This is a genomic window from Kastovskya adunca (genome assembly GCF_059505785.1).
Genome location: NZ_JCACLG010000056.1, coordinates 99,085 through 115,698, shown reverse-complemented (window position 1 = coordinate 115,698; position 16,614 = coordinate 99,085). Strand labels below are relative to the sequence as shown.

Annotated in this window: 15 protein-coding genes; 7 read left to right on the top strand and 8 right to left on the bottom strand. The window is 49.6% G+C overall.

The window, feature by feature from the left end:
- Nucleotides 1–135: 135 nt before the first annotated feature.
- Together AC5JR3_RS21365 and AC5JR3_RS21360 are read right to left on the bottom strand one after the other, a co-directional pair.
- The gene (locus tag AC5JR3_RS21365) at nucleotides 136–1,752 is read right to left on the bottom strand and encodes an adenylate/guanylate cyclase domain-containing protein (protein ID WP_495848589.1); all 1,617 of its coding nucleotides are present in this window, start codon (nucleotides 1,750–1,752) and stop codon (nucleotides 136–138) included.
- 374 nt (nucleotides 1,753–2,126) lie between these two features.
- The gene (locus AC5JR3_RS21360; RefSeq protein ID WP_495848588.1) at nucleotides 2,127–3,083 is read right to left on the bottom strand and encodes an aldo/keto reductase; all 957 of its coding nucleotides are present in this window, start codon (nucleotides 3,081–3,083) and stop codon (nucleotides 2,127–2,129) included.
- A 153-nt stretch (nucleotides 3,084–3,236) separates the two neighbouring features.
- On the opposite strand from AC5JR3_RS21360, the gene AC5JR3_RS21355 reads away from it, so the two are divergent.
- Both AC5JR3_RS21355 and AC5JR3_RS21350 read left to right on the top strand, forming a co-directional pair.
- A complete protein-coding gene (locus tag AC5JR3_RS21355; RefSeq protein ID WP_495848587.1) occupies nucleotides 3,237–4,745 on the top strand; it encodes a BCD family MFS transporter in 1,509 nt (502 codons plus the stop codon).
- A gap of 95 nt (nucleotides 4,746–4,840) precedes the next feature.
- Nucleotides 4,841–5,653: an inositol monophosphatase family protein gene (locus tag AC5JR3_RS21350; protein ID WP_495848586.1), complete on the top strand. Its 813-nt coding sequence runs from the start codon at nucleotides 4,841–4,843 to the stop codon at nucleotides 5,651–5,653.
- 194 nt (nucleotides 5,654–5,847) lie between these two features.
- Here AC5JR3_RS21350 and AC5JR3_RS21345 read toward each other — a convergent pair whose 3' ends face one another.
- The 3 genes from AC5JR3_RS21345 to purT form a co-directional block, all read right to left on the bottom strand.
- Nucleotides 5,848–6,741 (bottom strand): ChaN family lipoprotein, encoded by an 894-nt coding sequence (locus AC5JR3_RS21345; RefSeq protein ID WP_495848585.1) that lies wholly within the window; start codon nucleotides 6,739–6,741, stop codon nucleotides 5,848–5,850.
- Nucleotides 6,742–6,962: 221 nt separating this feature from the next.
- A complete protein-coding gene (locus AC5JR3_RS21340; protein WP_495848584.1) occupies nucleotides 6,963–7,850 on the bottom strand; it encodes an alpha/beta fold hydrolase in 888 nt (295 codons plus the stop codon).
- Between the two features lie 46 nt (nucleotides 7,851–7,896).
- Nucleotides 7,897–9,069 carry a formate-dependent phosphoribosylglycinamide formyltransferase gene (gene purT, locus AC5JR3_RS21335; protein WP_495848583.1) on the bottom strand — a complete coding sequence of 391 codons (1,173 nt, stop codon included), beginning with the start codon at nucleotides 9,067–9,069 and terminating at the stop codon, nucleotides 7,897–7,899.
- Nucleotides 9,070–9,233: 164 nt separating this feature from the next.
- On the opposite strand from purT, the gene AC5JR3_RS21330 reads away from it, so the two are divergent.
- Nucleotides 9,234–10,355, top strand: a complete 1,122-nt coding sequence (locus AC5JR3_RS21330) for a THUMP domain-containing class I SAM-dependent RNA methyltransferase (protein WP_495848582.1) — start codon at nucleotides 9,234–9,236, stop codon at nucleotides 10,353–10,355.
- A 51-nt stretch (nucleotides 10,356–10,406) separates the two neighbouring features.
- Here AC5JR3_RS21330 and AC5JR3_RS21325 read toward each other — a convergent pair whose 3' ends face one another.
- Both AC5JR3_RS21325 and AC5JR3_RS21320 read right to left on the bottom strand, forming a co-directional pair.
- Entirely contained in the window at nucleotides 10,407–10,640 is a 234-nt protein-coding gene (locus AC5JR3_RS21325) for a hypothetical protein (protein WP_495848581.1), read from the bottom strand.
- Nucleotides 10,641–10,740: 100 nt separating this feature from the next.
- Nucleotides 10,741–11,037, bottom strand: a complete 297-nt coding sequence (locus AC5JR3_RS21320; RefSeq protein ID WP_495848607.1) for a hypothetical protein — start codon at nucleotides 11,035–11,037, stop codon at nucleotides 10,741–10,743.
- Between the two features lie 158 nt (nucleotides 11,038–11,195).
- Here AC5JR3_RS21320 and AC5JR3_RS21315 point away from each other — a divergent pair, with 158 nt between their 5' ends.
- Entirely contained in the window at nucleotides 11,196–11,387 is a 192-nt protein-coding gene (locus AC5JR3_RS21315) for a hypothetical protein (protein ID WP_495848580.1), read from the top strand.
- Nucleotides 11,388–11,555: 168 nt separating this feature from the next.
- Here the strand turns inward: AC5JR3_RS21315 and AC5JR3_RS21310 are convergent, their stop codons facing one another.
- Nucleotides 11,556–13,499: a DUF1565 domain-containing protein gene (locus AC5JR3_RS21310; protein ID WP_495848579.1), complete on the bottom strand. Its 1,944-nt coding sequence runs from the start codon at nucleotides 13,497–13,499 to the stop codon at nucleotides 11,556–11,558.
- Between the two features lie 311 nt (nucleotides 13,500–13,810).
- Between AC5JR3_RS21310 and AC5JR3_RS21305 the strand changes: the two genes are divergently transcribed.
- The 3 genes from AC5JR3_RS21305 (at nucleotide 13,811) to AC5JR3_RS21295 (ending at nucleotide 16,491) form a co-directional block, all read left to right on the top strand.
- Entirely contained in the window at nucleotides 13,811–14,899 is a 1,089-nt protein-coding gene (locus AC5JR3_RS21305) for a thiamine phosphate synthase (RefSeq protein ID WP_495848578.1), read from the top strand.
- On the top strand, nucleotides 14,892–15,113 hold the full coding sequence (gene thiS / locus AC5JR3_RS21300) for a sulfur carrier protein ThiS (protein ID WP_495848577.1): 222 nt from the start codon (nucleotides 14,892–14,894) through the stop codon (nucleotides 15,111–15,113). The genes AC5JR3_RS21305 and thiS overlap by 8 nt, the downstream gene beginning before the upstream one ends.
- A gap of 409 nt (nucleotides 15,114–15,522) precedes the next feature.
- A complete protein-coding gene (locus AC5JR3_RS21295) occupies nucleotides 15,523–16,491 on the top strand; it encodes a DUF1517 domain-containing protein (protein ID WP_495848576.1) in 969 nt (322 codons plus the stop codon).
- The last annotated feature ends 123 nt before the right edge of the window (nucleotides 16,492–16,614 follow it).

Genomic DNA, 16,614 nt, shown 5'->3' with positions numbered 1-16,614 from the left:
AAGGTAAGAGGTTCTTCCCTGCACCCCTGCACCCCTGCACCCCTGCACCCCTGCACCCCTGCACCCCTGCACCCCCGCTCCCCTGCACCCCTGCTCCCCTGCTCCCCTGCTCCCTAACTCTTACTCAGCATTCCTTCAATGTCGATGCGTCTGATACACCCGTATCGGTCTGTTGATCCCCTTAAAGCGGTGTTCTCCCATTTCAGAAAAGCCGGAAGGACATTCCAGTTGAGTGTAGGTGACTTCGCTGATAACGCATTCACCAGGAGGACAAATTCCCTCCAGTCGAGCGGCAAGATTGATCGTTGCGCCTAAAACCGTGTAGTCCACCCGTTGAGAGCTACCGACATCTCCCACCACCGCTTTGCCGCTATTAATTGCAATCCGCAATTGCAGAGGTTTAGCCCAAGTCTTTTTGGCATTGAGTCGCTCCAGACGCTCTAGCATTCCTTGAGCTGCCGCAAAGGCACGTTTAGCATGATCCGCTTGGGGTTCCGGAGCGCCAAAAAATGCCATGATGCAGTCGCCAATAAACTTATCTAGCGTTCCGCCCGCTGCAAAAACTTCCTGTAACATCTCCTCAAAAAAACTATTGAGCAGTTGAGCAATTTGCACCGGACTCAGCCGTTCTGACATGGCGGTAAATCCCACCAAATCTGCAAAGAGAATACTAATCTCGCCTTCTGCTGGAGAAATTCGACCGTCTTCGGATTTGCCTACTGTAATCAAATGCTGAACAACGGCTGGCGAGTGGTAGCGCTCTAGTCGGTGGCGAATAGTTTCTTCATTTTTCAGCTTCTGAGTCAATAGCCAGCGTTGTACGCTTGACGCCACGAGATTAGCCAAAGCGGAAAAAAAGCTCAAGTCTTCCTCTCCGTCTTTTTGCCAGTGGCTCACAGAAATCTGGGCATCGCCGTAAAGCACGCCAACCACCTTGCTTTCGTGCCACAACGGGACAGCCATGGCGCTGCGAATGCCTTTAACTAAAATGCTCTGTTCCCCTTCAAATCGGGAATCTCTTTGAGCATCAGCCGTTTTAATCGCCACTTGCTCGGCAAAGACTTTTTGACAGATAGACTGACTAATCCAACTGCCGTCCGGTGCCAGGGTGTCGTGTTCTGAGGCGTCTTTGGTCGCGGCATCAAGGAGTTCGAGTTGCCCAGAACCACTCACATCGACTAGTAACGCCAAGCGGTCAATTTTCAAATCTCGGAACACGATCGCTTGCACCCGCGAGAAAATCACTTCAATGGATTCAGCGGAATTGAGTGCCTTAGCAATGTCCACCAGGTTTTGCAGACGCACGATCGCTTGACGATGATTGCTAAGATCGTCTCCCTGAGTATCCGGCTGAACCCATTGGCGTTGCAGTTCCTTCGCACTCCGCAGAATCGTCACTCCTGGAAGTGAGGTCTGGCTTTGACCTAGGCTGGGTTGAGTTGGGGAAGCCAAAATCACCTGCAAGAAAATTTGTCCTAGCTCAATTACATCGCCATGCTTAACAGGTTTGGGAGAAGTCAGGGGTTGTTGATTAAGCCGCGTCCCGTTGGTGCTGCCCAAGTCTTCAATCAACCACACTCCCGACGCCGTTTTGAGAAGACGGGCATGATAGCGAGAGATCTCATAGGAAGGCAGGTGCAAATCGCACTCTGGCAAACGACCAATGGTGAACTCGTTTTTATCTACTGTTACTGTTCGTGCCACATCGGTCGTTTGCCCTTCGATTTGTAGGCGCAAGTTGAGCTCACTCATGAATCCCAAACCTCCTCAAACCTTGACAAGGTGTATTACAGTTCCCAGGTATGCGAGCTGTCAACAAACGCACCCATTATTAGTTTGGTTGGATGTTTAACTAACCGCTCTGGCAACTACCTTCACTTGACAAAGTTTCGCTAACAGAAGTCAGTAACACTATGCAATTTAATAGCAGAGATTTAGCCGATTAGCCCACCCCCATGAAGCAGCTTACCGCTAACAACCATCCTCTCTAATAAAATCACCAAAGCTTCATTACCGTCCACACATCCCGTGTTACGGTTTATAGCTCATGGCTAATCGGCATCCTCAACTGTCAACTGTTCATTTTTCACCCCCTCAGCCCCGCTTTCCTGCTCCCTTTGCCTCTTCTACAACCAAGGACGGCTCGCTTGCTCTAACTGCGCCACTTCCTCGCTGGTGAGGCTCCAACCTAAGGCTCCAGCATTCTGCGTGGCGTGCTTGGCATTTTTGGCACCGGGAATCGGGATGACATTTCCTTGGGCGATTAGCCAGTTAAGCGCCACTTGCGCGGGAGTGCGGTCGTACTTTTGACCAAACTGCTGCAACAAGGAGATAACGGGTGCAATCTTCTCTAAGCCCTGCTTGCTGAATTGGGGATCAAAGCGACGCGCCCCAGAGGGTTTTTGATCGGATTCGGGGGTGTATTTCCCTGTTAGCAAGCCTTTTGCTAGGGGGCTATAGGCGAGAATTGTGACTCCCAGCTCTTGAGCCGTGGCGATAATGCCTTGAGATTCTACCTTGCGCGCCAATAAGGAATACTCCACCTGATTGACGGCTAAAGGTATGCCTCGTTCTGCTAGATATCCGTGGGCTTCTCGCATTTGTTCGGCAGAGTAGTTGCTGACGCCAATGGCGGCGATTCTGCCGCGCTGTACCTCATCAGCTAGAGCATTCATTAGCGCCTTTTGAGACATAAGGAAGCTAACCGGGTGATGCACTTGATACAAGGCTACTTGCTCCACCTGCAGCCGTTTGAGACTTTCTGTGAGGGCGTCCGAAACCGCTTGAGCTGTAAATCGCCAGGGTAGAGGAAAGTATTTTGTGGCAATTTGGGCAGAGTAGCCGTGTTGCTTCATAAAACGACCGAGGAGGGATTCTGACTCTCCCGTTCCGTAGATTTCGGCGGTGTCGAAGAAGCTAATGCCAGCATCTAAGGTGGCTTTGAAGGCTTCTGCTACCTCCGCTTCTCCGTAGTCGCTGCCGTAGTTCCAAACAAGTTTGTCTCCCCAAGACCAAGTGCCAATTCCCAAGGAAGTGACGGTGGGGCCGTTTTGACCAAGAGTCGTCATTTGTAGAGTTTCCATTAATACACCTCTTATTTACATTTCTTCATACGCTTATAGTGTATCGTTGCAGCCTGTTGCTGACCTCCAGCTAGGTGCTGTGGCAACTTGTATCTTTAGAGAGATGGGAAATACAATAAACAATTTTGCAAGCGATCGCTTCTGCGAATATTCATGGCAATTTCTGACTCCCCCAATTCTTCCGAACCTTCATCAGAGCCAAAAGATCAGGTAATTCCCCGTCTCGATTTGTTGACTATGGTGCGGCTGGGCTTATTTCAAATGGGCTTGGGCATCATGGCGGTTTTGACGCTGGGCATTCTCAACCGAGTGATGATTAGCGAATTAGGCGTTCCTGCAATTTTTGCAGCCGGAGCGATCGCCATGCATCAGTTTGTTGCCCCTGCACGCGTCTGGTTTGGGCAACTGTCTGATGCCAAGCCCCTGTTTGGCAAACACCGCAGCGGTTATGTTTGGCTAGGGGCAGCAGGGTTTACCATCGCCGCCTTCCTTGCCGTGCAAATTATGTGGCAGCTAGGGACAGTCGTTCGTGCTGCCGGAGGCTGGACGCTAAACGCCCAAACCTTGGGGTGGACAGCCCTATTAGCCTTGAGCTTTACAATTTACGGCTTGGCACTTAGTGCTAGCTCCACACCCTTTACAGCCCTTTTAGTGGATGTTTCCGAAGAAGACAATCGCTCCCAACTGATCGGCACTACGTGGTCAATGCTGATGGTGGGAATTGTGATTGGCGGGATTACAGGCGGCGTCTTGCTCAAAAGGCTGGAGGAAGCAGGCGTTGTTTTGGGTGCGAATGTCGGCAGTACGTTATTCGCCGACTGGCAGCCGATTAAGACGCCGATAGAAACCTTACAACCGCCGATTAATAGCTTGTTCGTCCTCGTACCGTTGATTGTTTTTGGACTGGCACTTCTATCTACCGTTGGGATCGAGAAAAAATACTCCCACTATGCCGCTCGTTCCACCTTTGTAGACCGAGAAGACAAGATAACCCTCGGTCGAGCTATCAAAGTTCTCACCGCTAGCCGCCAAACGGGTTTGTTTTTCACCTTTTTGCTGGTGATGACTCTCAGTCTTTTTATGCAGGAAGCGGTTTTAGAACCCTACGGTGGCGAAGTCTTTAATATGCCGATTGCCGAAACGACGAAACTCAACTCCTTCTGGGGATTGGGAACGTTAGTTGGCGTTAGCACCACAGGCTTTTTAGTCGTACCTCGCCTCGGACAGCAAAAAACCACGAGACTCGGCTGTCTTTTGGTGGCGATTTGTTTTTGCTTGATTATCCTGTCGGGATTCACTCACGAGCCAAATCTCTTGAGAGTGGCGATGCTGCTGTTTGGTTTAGCCGCAGGTATCACTACTACCGGGGCACTTAGCTTGATGCTCGACCTGACGGCGGCGGAAACGGCGGGTACTTTCATTGGTGCTTGGGGACTGTCTCAGGCAATGGCACGGGCAATAGCAACGGTTACTGGCGGTGCGGTTTTAACGATTGGGAAAGCTCTATTTACAACACCGCTACTGGCTTATAGCCTGGTGTTTGGGCTGCAAGCAGTGGGAATGCTCGTCGCTATTGGTTTGTTGAAACGGGTAAATGTTAAAGAGTTTCGTCGGAATACTAAAGACGCGATCGCGGCTGTGATGGAACAAGACTTGGATTGAGAAAGGATGAAGGGTGAAGGATGAAGTATGAAGTATGAAGGGATTAGCCATTAGCGATGAACCTTGAATGATGAACCCTTATGAACTCATGACTAATGACTAATGATTTTTGGACAGATATTCTCAACTTTGCCCAGGCGATCGCTCACCGTGTCGGTATCCAGTTGCTAGCTGATTTTGGGCAGGTGCAGGCATCGCAAAAGGCAGATGGGAGTCTGGTAACGCGAGCCGATCAATGGGCAGATCGAGAAATTAGAGAAGCGATCGCGACTACTTTCCCTACTCATGGTGTTCTGTCAGAAGAAACGGAACATATTTTTCCTGATACCGAATGGTGTTGGGTAATTGACCCTTTGGATGGCACTACCAACTTTACGCGGGGGATTCCTCTATGGGGGATTTCGCTGGGGTTGTTGTATCAAGGAACGCCTGTATTCGGGTATGTGCATTTCCCCCCAATTCAGCAATCATTACACGGTTTTTGGTACGGATCTGGGTTAACAGGGCCTAGGGGTGCTTTTTTAAATAACCAACCGATCCACAGCAGTGCTGATGATCCTAGTAATAACCATTTTTTTAACCTCTGCGCCCGCAGTACGGCTGTTTTACAAAAACCGTTTCCCTGCAAGATTCGGATGCTGGGGGTTGCCAGCTATAACTTCCTGACGACGGCGTCGGGGGTGGCGTTGGGAGGGGTTGAGGCAACGCCGAAGATTTGGGACATTGCTGCTGCTGTGGCGATTGTGCAAGCCGCAGGTGGGGTCTGGGTACCGCTAGAGCCAAAGCCAATTTTTCCTTTGGAGGTGGGGAAAGATTATAGTTCGCGATCGTTTCCGACTTTGGTGGCTAGTCGTGGGGAATTGGTGCCAATTTTTAAACCGTTGGTGGAGGTTGTTGTCAATCGTTGAAGAAGGTAGGGGAGATGCTGGGGCTATAAAAAATTCTTTAAGGTTGAATGTTACTGGTTTGAGGGCAAAGTAGACAGACGTTTTTGAGAAAAACCCAGCTTGGGGGGGCTTCTCCCCAAACCCCCTGCACAAGGGTTGATCGGTTGTGATGTGTGATGAATTTTTTGAAGTCAGTACCATTCCTTTGGAGTCTGTTAGTGCTGCCAAAGAAAATCAGCGATCGCCTTTTTTTCAACTTGCAGCTCTTCTGAAGCGCCTAGTAGGATGGAGCGCTGCGTAAGGTTAGGATTATTGATCCGTCGCTCTACACGGCTAGGAATGCCGTCGCCATAGGCAATATGGGATTGTCCTGCCAGCACGACAACTTGGTAATCGGGATTGGTTTGCATAAATTGGGCGATCGCTTCTGCCATTGTTTCGTCCCACAGTACTAGGGCAAGAAAAAATTTCTCAAAGTCGGCACTGTTACCATGTCCACCCACCTGATGCTGCTCAAAAATTTCCTGGGTGCGCTGACGGTAGTCAACGTTATCTGTGCAAATTTCGGAGGCGGGAGGAATGTATCGACGCTCTTGAGCGGAGAGACTTTCTAAGCCTTGTCGGGCAACTTTGCGAGTGATTTCTGTCGGGGTATTTAGTGCAATTACTGGTAATTGATTGGCTTTGGCAAAGCGCAAAATTGGGGCGTAGTACTCCCACGGGAAACCCCAACGATCATCATACTCGCTTTGCTCAATCAGTTGCGCTTCGGTGATTTCTCCAGCTAGGTACTGATTGAGAATATCTTGGTAGGGACGCTGAAACATTTCCAGTGCGATCGCTAAAGGGGGTGCAGTGGGGTTCTTTTTCCGCTGCTGCTGATAGAGTGCTTGAATAATGGCGAGTTGCGCCTTATGGTCTTCAGGACTGTCGTGAGTTTCCCCTAAATACACCACATCGGCTTCTTCTAGTTCCTCATATATCTCTGATGCTCTATAACTCTGCTGTTGTACAGGACTAAATATCCTTTGAGCGTCAGCAGGCGCAGCCAACAGCAGAACAACACCGAGCGACCAAGCGCACAATTGAGTAATTGAATCGGTTTTCATGATTGGCAGGGTATCATCCGAACCCGATAGTTCAGCAGTAGTTGGTAAGTGTAGCCCAGGGTCGGCTTTTATATCAATTTCCTGAATGTTTACTACAGATACTATGTGATTTCCTACCTTAATAAGGGGGGTCGATTTGTAGCGCTATTTTATGAAATTGGTATTACATAAATCCTGTCTGGATCTTAGCCTCGTCCAGCTTTCTTGCGATCGCTAAACAGCTATGCCATCCCTCGAAACTCCAAAATGTGCTGGGCTGTAATCTGCGGCTGTTCTAGGTGCGGGACGTGACCGCAGTTTTTGAGCCAAACTAGTTGGGAATTAGCGATCGCCTGCTGAAATTTCACCGCATCAGCCGTCCCCAAAATTTTGTCCGATTCTCCCCACAAAATTAGTGTCGGTTGCTGAATCTCGGCTAATTTCTGACCAAATGCAGTATAACCGCCACTCTTGGTAAAAGAAATTAACGCTTGCTGCCAAGCGGGGGACTTGAGATGCAATGCTGCACATAACTGGGCATCCAGAGAAGCAAAGCTAGGGTCGTGGTAAGCATTGACGCTAATTTTTTGACGGACTTTTGGGTTGCGTAAAAATGCCGTTGCCAAGTTACCAATCGGCGGGAACATAAACTTCCCAGCATTCGGCCCAGCCGTATAACCCGCACTATCTAATAGTACTAATTTCTGCACAGCTTGCGGATAAGAAAGCGTAAAATCAATCGCGGCTGCCCCTCCCATCGAAGCCCCAACTAAAATTACTGGCTGATTAATTAAACTTTCCCAGAAGTTGTAAAGATGGGTTTTGATTGTTGTGGGGCTAAAGGAAACGTTTGCTAATCGTTCCGTAAAACCAAAGCCCAACAAATCAACTGCCCATGTCTCATTTTCTTCAGCTAACAAAGGTAGCAAACGCCGAAACTCTAGCAGCGAACTGTCAAATCCATGCAACAACAAAATTGGCGTTCCACCACTACCCTGACAGACGTAGGTTGTGGTAATGGGTTGTTGACTTATTGAAGTGCTGATTGCCACTTGTTTGATACTTTTAGCAATAGCAATAGATGTATTTTCAGTTAATTGAGAAACTTCAGGTGAGAGAAAATCTTTCATGAACTAGATTTTATTTATTAAGATTTGACTTTAATAAAGCGTTTGGTTAACCAACAATCTTTACTTTTGCTGCTGCCATCTTTGCTTTTTCCCTCGCGTCTTGCACATCTTTGCCTTTGGCTAAAGCCACACCCATTCTTCGATAAGGACGAGAATCCGGTTTCCCAAACAAGCGGATATCTACATCAGGTTCTGATAAAGCCTCCTCGACCCCTTCAAAGAAAATTGAATCTGAATTTTCTTTCGCTAAAATGACAGCACTCGCTGATGCTCCCAGTTGCTCTATTTTGGGAATTGGCAAACCTAAAACAGCTCTTAGGTGCAACTCAAATTCATTGAGGTTTTGGGAAATTAAAGTTACCATGCCTGTATCATGAGGTCGGGGGGAAAGTTCCGAAAAAATTACTTCGTCTTTGGTGATAAAGAACTCTACGCCGAAGATTCCTGCACCGCCTAAAGCATCGGTAACTTTTTGGGCGATCGCCTGCGATGCTTTCACCTTTTCTTCAGACAGTCCGGCGGGTTGCCAAGATTCTTGATAATCGCCTCTTTCTTGTCGATGCCCAATCGCTGGACAATAGATTGTTGGAGCGTTCCACTGTTTAATCGTGAGTAAAGTAATCTCTAACTCAAACTGGATAAACTCTTCAACAATAATCTTTTGAGTATCGCCTCTAGAACCTGCGATCGCATAATCCCAAGCCGCTTCCACTTCCTCTGGATAATTAACTGTAGATTGACCTTTTCCTGAAGAAGACATAACGGGTTTCACTACATTAGGAAAGCCGATGTTTTTTGAAACTGCTTTAAGTTCCTCCAAGCTTGTAGCGTAGGCATAGTTTGCTGTTCTCACCCCTAACTGCCGATGCGCCAATTCTCTAATGGCATCCCGGTTCATCGTGTAGTTAGTCGCCTTTGCTGTTGGAATTACAGTGATTCCTCGCTGCTCAAACTCCAGTAACTTTTCAGTCCTAATGGCTTCAATTTCTGGAATAATAAAGTTAGGCTGATGTTGAGTGACAACTCGTTCTAAATCCTCAGCATTCAGCATCGAAATAACTTCTCTAACATCAGCTACTTGCATCGCCGGGGCATTGTCATAGCGATCGACGGCGATAACATAGTTACCCAATCGTTGAGCAGCAATAACAAATTCTTTGCCCAGTTCTCCTGAACCAAGGAGCATGAGTTTTTGAGGAAGTTTTATAGAGGTGAACATTAATCCATTAAGTCTTTAGATTGCGCCAATTTATTGTAGAACTATACGATCGCTCTCATTGCAACCCCATCAAGCAATTCTCTCTAAGGTAGATGAGACGCTGGCGCTGCAACTATTGCAACTTCAACAATAAGAGACTCAAGGGAAACGATATAACAGAGGCTATGAATCAATATTTTGCGACGGTAGCTCGTGGTTTAGAGCCAATTGCCGCTCAGGAACTGGAACGCCTAGGGGCAAAAGAAGTCCGTCCTGATTTTACAGGGGTGCATTTTGCTGGGGATTCTGCCTTACTGTATCGAGTAAATCTGTGGGCAAGAACGCTTTTCCGGGTGCTAGTCCCGATTCGAGAATTTACTTGCCCGAATGCTGACAAACTCTACCAGGAAGTGCAAAAAATCGCCTGGGAGGAATACCTACAGCCTGACAACACCCTAGCAGTTAACAGCACTGGAGGAAATCGCCAACTTAACCACACCCACTTCACAGCCTTACAGGTGAAGAATGCCATTATCGACCAACAGCGGCAGCAATTTGGCAAACGCTCCAGCATCGATACCCAAAATCCCGATGTGCTGGTTAATACCCACATTCACCAAGCTCGTTGCGTGATTAGTTTAGACAGTTCTGGTGACAGCCTGCACCGCCGGGGATATCGCCCTGCTGTCGGACTTGCCCCCCTTAAGGAAACGCTGGCGGCGGCTTTGCTGGAGATGGCGGAGTGGGAACCGAGTCTGCCTTTCTTCGATCCGATGTGTGGTTCTGGGACTTTACCTCTAGAAGCGGCGTTAAAGGGGTTGAATATTGCACCGGGGTTGTTTCGACAATTTGGTTTTGAAACTTGGCAGAACTTTGACAAATCGCTATGGGAGCAATTGCGCTTAGAGGCAAAAGCGAGTCAAAAAACAGAACTGGAAGCACTAATTAGCGGAAGCGATCGCGATGCTGATATTCTTTCTCAAGCTCGTGATAACGCCCAACGCTGTGGTGTTGTCTCGCAAGTCACCTTTACCCACGCGGAACTGTCTCAAGTAGAAGCCCCTGCCGACAAAGGGGTCATCATCTGCAATCCTCCCTATGGCGAGCGTTTAGGGGATGTTCAAGAATTGGGCGCTCTTTACAAGCTGCTGGGTGATGTCTTCAAACAGCGCTTCAAGGGTTGGACTGCCTTTGTTTTAACAGGTAATAAAGAGTTAGCCAAAAAAGTAGGACTTAAAGCCTCCCGCCGCATCCCCGTCTACAACGGCTCTTTGCCCTGTACTTTACTAAAATACGAGCTGTATTGAGCGATATAGCCTTTCCCTAGGGGCGAACAGCCATTCGCCCCTACATCGGCATTACATTTTGCCTTTTTCCATCACTTGTTGTAGATGCTGGCGAAGTTCCTGTACATGTTGCTGATCTGCTTCACTTAGCTTCTGGAACAGTTCCACACAAGGTTGAGAGCCGGTGTCCTGAGCATCTTTCATATAAATCTCATAGGCTTTTAGGGCTTCTGATTTGTTTTGCAATGCTGTCAGCAAATCATACTCCAGATTGCTGATAGGAGAATTACTAGTATTGGTAGCCATAAGTTATAGCCTCCATAAAGATTTCTCCTTTACCTTGACCAACCTCCATTAATGGTTCATCTGTCTAAAAGGAGAGTGTTTTTTTAAAATCGTTCCCTAGCTACCGATTAAGGGCTTCCCTCCAAGCATGAACCTCAAAGGTAAAGTTACCCGTAATCTGCACGTAGTAGAGCTTGTGAAATCCTTCGCTGTAGGAGGGAGGGTTCAGCTTTTTGATCGTGCTATAAAGTGCCACATCTGGCACCCTAGCTTTAAGATGCCGTTGCCGATTGCGCTCTAAACAACGCTCTAGTAAGGAGTGGAAGTAGTACCCAGTGATTTCTGCTCTGTAGAGCTTCCCCAACTCAATAATGGAGGCACGGTCTTCAACGGTGGGGTTGGTATTGTCTACGACGATTGATTTTCCGTCTTGTAGGGCGCTCTCGATCAGTTGTGCCTGCCTGCGGGAGGGCTTTATTGTTATTCCGCATCAAGTCCTTGCTGACAAGCTGATGAGTTGCCGCAAAATGCGTGTGAAAAAATGTACTTTTTCCCGACGCCTGTAAGCCAATGAAGATGATCAATTCCATCACGTTTAAGGAGATGGGAACCGGGGGAGCAGGGGAGCAGGGGAGCGGGGGTGCGGGGGAGCAGGGGTGCAGGGGTGCAGGGGTGCGGGGGAGCAGGGGAGCGGGGGTGCAGGGGTGCGGGGGAGCAGGGGTGCAGGGGTGCGGGGGAGTAGGGGAGAGAAAAATTGACGACGATTAGCCATTATTCCAATCGCCTATTTCATACTTCATACTTCACCCTTCATACTTCACCCTAGCCTCCGGCAACGGCTTCGCCGAACATACTTCATACTTCACCCTTCATACTTCATACTTCACCCTTCATACTTCACCCTTCATACTTTCTCCCCGACTCAGGACTTAGGACTCACAGCTCATCAATCGTCCCCTTCAAACCCTTCGTACTGAGGAGTTGCAGCACTTCTTCGGCATTAACGCGATCGCTAAATATTCCGGCTTGCATTACGGTTCGTCCATTGGCGGTGCTACGGAAGGCACCGGGAATTAGCGATCGCACTAAGTTTTGCTGGTTCTCGTTCTCCGTTGCTACCCAAACTCGGTAGCGGTTACTTGCTGTTCCACTATTTAAGGCAGTTGAGGTTTCTTTAGGGGGGCTTTCGGGAAGGTTGGAATCGCGGACAGGGGGCATTGGGGCAACAGGAGCATTTTGTCCGTTGCTACCAGGGAGAGGGCTAGGAGCGAGGACGGGTAGCCCAGATGTCAACGACGACCCTAATGCAGAAGTATTATCAATATCTCCTGTTGTCACTGGATTAGAGGGGGCTGGTGTAGGCGGTTGGGGCGAGAGAGTCGGGGTTGGTACCGAAATTTCTACGCCACCGTCTAGGGCGATGTCGTCGCTTTGAAGGGTTGGCGAAGCGGAGGGCGTTGGGTTGCGGCTTCCCACAGACGGTGCGGTGAAGGATAGCTCGTTGATGGGTTCCGAGAGCGATGAGGCTTGGGGTTTTAAGCTGTTTGGGGCGGGAAAGGACGAGGCAGAGATGGAGCTAGTGGGCTGCTGGGTTGGCGCTGAGTCGGGTGTAGCGGCGTTGCTGGGCTGGCTGGTATCCGGAAATCTCAGCGACATAATTCGCAAGGGTGCCTCTGATGAAGGCTGTTGCGCGGGTGCAGCCGCCTGGGGTGCAGGAGTAGGGGTAGGATCTGGCGGCGGAGGTGCAGGAGTTGAGGCGACGGTACTGGGGCTAACCGAGGGGCTAGGGGTAGAGACAGGGCGAGGCTGATTATCTAAAGTAGCGATCGCCGACTCGGAGGCTTGACTATTAATGTCAGTGCCACGATTGCCGCGAAAGGTGTTGTTTCCTGGTACAGCGGCGGTTCCTAAGTCAGGGCGGGATGTAGTACTGATGACTAAGCCATCTTCCTGGCTATCGGCAATCAGGTTATTCCGCAAAACGGGTCTAGCATTGGCGCTCACAACGACACCGTAGCGGTTACTGCTGATGCGATTCCCCAACAGTTGCGGCGCAGAGTTTTCAATAATACTCATCCCGATGCCAGTGTTTTCAAAGACATTCTCCCGCACTTCCGGTCTGGCGGTTCCAGCCACCGTCATGCCGTTTGCCCCGTTTTCATCGATATAGTTGCTGCGGATAATCGGCGTGCTGTCGCCATTGACAAAAATGCCATCCTGACCGCTACCCGTGAAGGTGTTGTCAGCGATCGCCGAAGCACTCGATTCGATCCAAAGACCATAGCCTTGGGGGTTGGGGTTAGTCACCGTCACCCCTGTCAAACCAGAGGGATGCAGGGCGAGAATCGCCACATTTTGACTACTACCTGGGGGCTGTTGGGATGTTGCAGCTTGCCCAGAGGCGTAGTTGACAAAAACTTGTCCGCCGCCTTTGATGACAATATTTTGACCTCGCGTCCGGGGAACGCCTTGAATCGTCACTCTCGGTTGCAGTCTGAGGGGGAAAACTTCCCCGGTTTCGCTGCTGTAGGTACCGGGAGCCAGTAAAATCACTGTGTTCGGTTGGGCTATGCTGAGTGCCTGAGTAATGGTTTTCAAGGGCGATCGCTCAGAACCATTCCCGGAGCGGTCGTTTCCTGTTGCTGGATTGACAAATAATAGGTCAACGGCAGGCGAACTGTTTGCCCCAGCCGGGAGTTGCGCGACTAAAGACGGCGCACTAGCTTTGGGGATAGCATCGTTTGCCGCTGCTTTAGTACTCAGCCAGATGGGTTCGAGGAGAGTAACTCCTAGTCCCAAAACCATGCCATAGGTCATGACATACTGACGCCAGGGCAGAACAGATACGGATGATTGACCGCTACGGAAGGGGTGTCTCATCGCTTTACTCCTGTGAAGTCGGAACGGCAATTGGAGAGTGAGAATACGATAAAAGTTATCACTTACAGCAAGGTATTTTTTGACTTGTTTTTAAAAATGCGTCGTTTTCAAAAGCTCCTGACACAGTCTCACCCTAAGGTTTGCTGGATTTCTCCGCTTGCTAGCTCAAGCTGACTCAAGAAAACCAGCCGAGGGGTCAAGGAAAGAGAAAGGAATTCGGGGTTTTGGGATTTTTGGCTTGAAAAGCCCTGAGAATTAAGGAAAATAAGTTTTTTGTGACCACAAAACAATCAACAAGGGAGAAGTTTGCAATGGGCGATCAATTTAGTCAAGCTAGAGGAGCGCAACCCGCCGTTTGCCGTATTTTAGATGCAAATTTAGATCGAGCCAGAGAAGGTTTACGAATTATAGAAGAATGGTGTCGTTTCGGGCTGAACAGTTCTCAACTGGCTGCTGAATGTAAGGAAATGCGTCAAGAGCTAGGGGCTTGGCATACTGCCGATTTGCGAGCGGCGCGGGATACCCAGGGCGATCTTGGCACCGAACTGACTCATCCCAAAGAAGAAACTCGCACGAGCATTCAGCAGCTTTTGCAAGTGAACCTCGGACGCATTGAAGAAGCCCTGCGGGTACTCGAAGAATACGGTAAGCTGTATAACCCAAACATGGGCACAGCGTTTAAACAAATGCGCTATCGAGTGTATACCTTAGAAAGCCAATTGCTGGCTTATCGCCGTCATCAATTACTGGCGCGATCGCATCTTTTCTTGGTTACCTCGCCTTCAGAAAATTTATTCTCCATCGTGGAAGCTGCACTCCAAGGAGGACTCACCCTCGTTCAGTACCGAGAAAAAACCGCTAACGATACCGTGCGACTCTCCCACGCTCAGAAACTCCGGCAATTGTGTCATCACTATGGGGCACTGTTCATTATGAACGACCGCGTTGATTTAGCGGTAGCCGTTGATGCCGATGGCGTTCATTTAGGACAGCAAGATGTCCCCATCGCCCTAGCACGGCAGATTCTTGGCCCCCAGCGCTTGATTGGACGCTCTACCACCAACCCCGATGAATTGCAGCGAGCGATCGCCGAAGGTGCTGATTATATCGGAGTTGGCCCGGTTCATGAAACCCCCACTAAAGCCGGAAAAGCTGCATCTGGTCACGAATATGTACGTTACGCCGCAGAAAATGCGTCCATTCCCTGGTTTGCCATTGGTGGCATCGATCCCAGTAACGTTAACGAAGCCCTTAACGCCGGAGCAGAAAGAATTGCCGTCGTCCGCTCCATCATGGAAGCCGAGCAGCCCACCTTAGTTACCCAATACTTCCTCTCTCAACTGGCTCGCCAGCAAACCGTTCGCAGTATGGAGCCTAACGTTTCTCAATCTTATGTTTAACTCTAGCGATCACATCACCCTGCAAGTCAACGGCGAACCCCAAACTTGCCCTCCCCAAACCCCCCTCCCCGAACTCCTCGAACAGCTCGGTCTTAATCCCCGCTTGATTGCCGTAGAATACAACGGCGAAATTCTCCATCGTCAATTTTGGTCAGAAACCCAAGTGCAAGACGGCGACAAGTTGGAAATCGTCACCATCGTCGGCGGCGGATAAACAGCACCGGGAGCAGAGGAGCAGAGGAGCAGGGGAGCAGGGGAGCAGGGGAGCAGGGGAGCAGGGGAGCAGGGGAGCAGAGGAGCAGAGGAGAGAAAAATTGACAACGATTAGCCCTTACTCCAATCGCCTATTTCATATTTCATACTTCATACTTCACCCTTCATACTTTCTCCCCTACTCAGGACTCAGGACTCAGGACTATCCCCTTATGTACGGCTTTCCTGTCGGTAATTACGACCGGATGAGAGTCTGAGCGGGCGTTGGGTAACGGTAAATTAGAGATGGAGCTAGTACGGTTCTGCTGTCCCTATCGATTCGGTTCTCCTCCTTAAGACTTGTCGGTCGAAAGATGTACCGATCCACCAGAGCCGCTACAGTTTACTCAGCTCGGACGGTAATTAATATTATGCGAAACAAACTACTTTCAGCCATCAAGCCCTTTTTGAAATCTCTGTTCATCTTTGGACTAGTCTTTACCCTAGTACTAGGGAATGCTAGCAGCGCCTTAGCCGCACGGAGTGGCGGTCGAATCGGAGGGGGATCATTCCGCTCACCGGGACGCACCTATTCACCTCCTGGCGGTGGCTATCGCGCACCGGGTGGGGGCTATGGTGGTTATGGGTATGGCGGCGGTGGCTTTGGCTTTCCGTTCTTGTTACCCTTCCCATTATTCGGTGGCTTCGGTAGTATCTTTGGTGTTCTGATTTTCTTTGCGATCGCCAACTTCCTAATTCAAAGCTTCCGTCGGACTGGGATCGGTGGTGAAAACGACGTGACAGCCTATGGCAGCCCAAAAGTTTCTGTAGCGCGTCTGCAAGTTGGTCTCCTCTCCAATGCCCGAAATCTGCAAACCGAATTAGACCAATTGGCACAAGCTGCTGATACAGGTTCTGCTCAAGGGAGAGCGCAAGTTCTACAAGAGGCAACCCTTGCCCTCCTCCGTCACCCTGAATACTGGGTATACGGTGCGACCCAATCTCAGCAAACCGGGTTAGAAGCCGCAGAAGCCAAGTTTAACCAGTTCGCCCTCGCAGAACGCAGCAAATTTACGGAAGAAACTCTCTCTAACGTCAACGCTCAACTACGACAAGGCGCGGACAATCCGGCTTTGCCAGGAAGTGGTGGAGAATTGGCGCAACAGACTGAAGGGCCAGGAGAATACATTATTGTCACCCTCTTAGTGGGTACAGAAGGTATTTTGAAACTCTCCACCATCAATAGCTCCGATGACCTGCGTCAAGCCTTGCGTGAAATTGGTGGCATCTCTAGCGAACGCCTCCTCGCACTCGAAATTCTCTGGACACCGCAAGCCGAAGGCGATACTCTGACCTCCGATGACTTGCTGGCTGCCTACCCAGACTTGAAACTAGTCTAGTATTAGGCGCTTAAGGACAGACAATTCCTAAAAACAACCCGGACGGGACATTCCCGTCCTTTTTTTTTGCACTGTGTAGTTGCTGGATTTGTCTCCAGGGATCTACCCTCAGAAAGGGTGAAG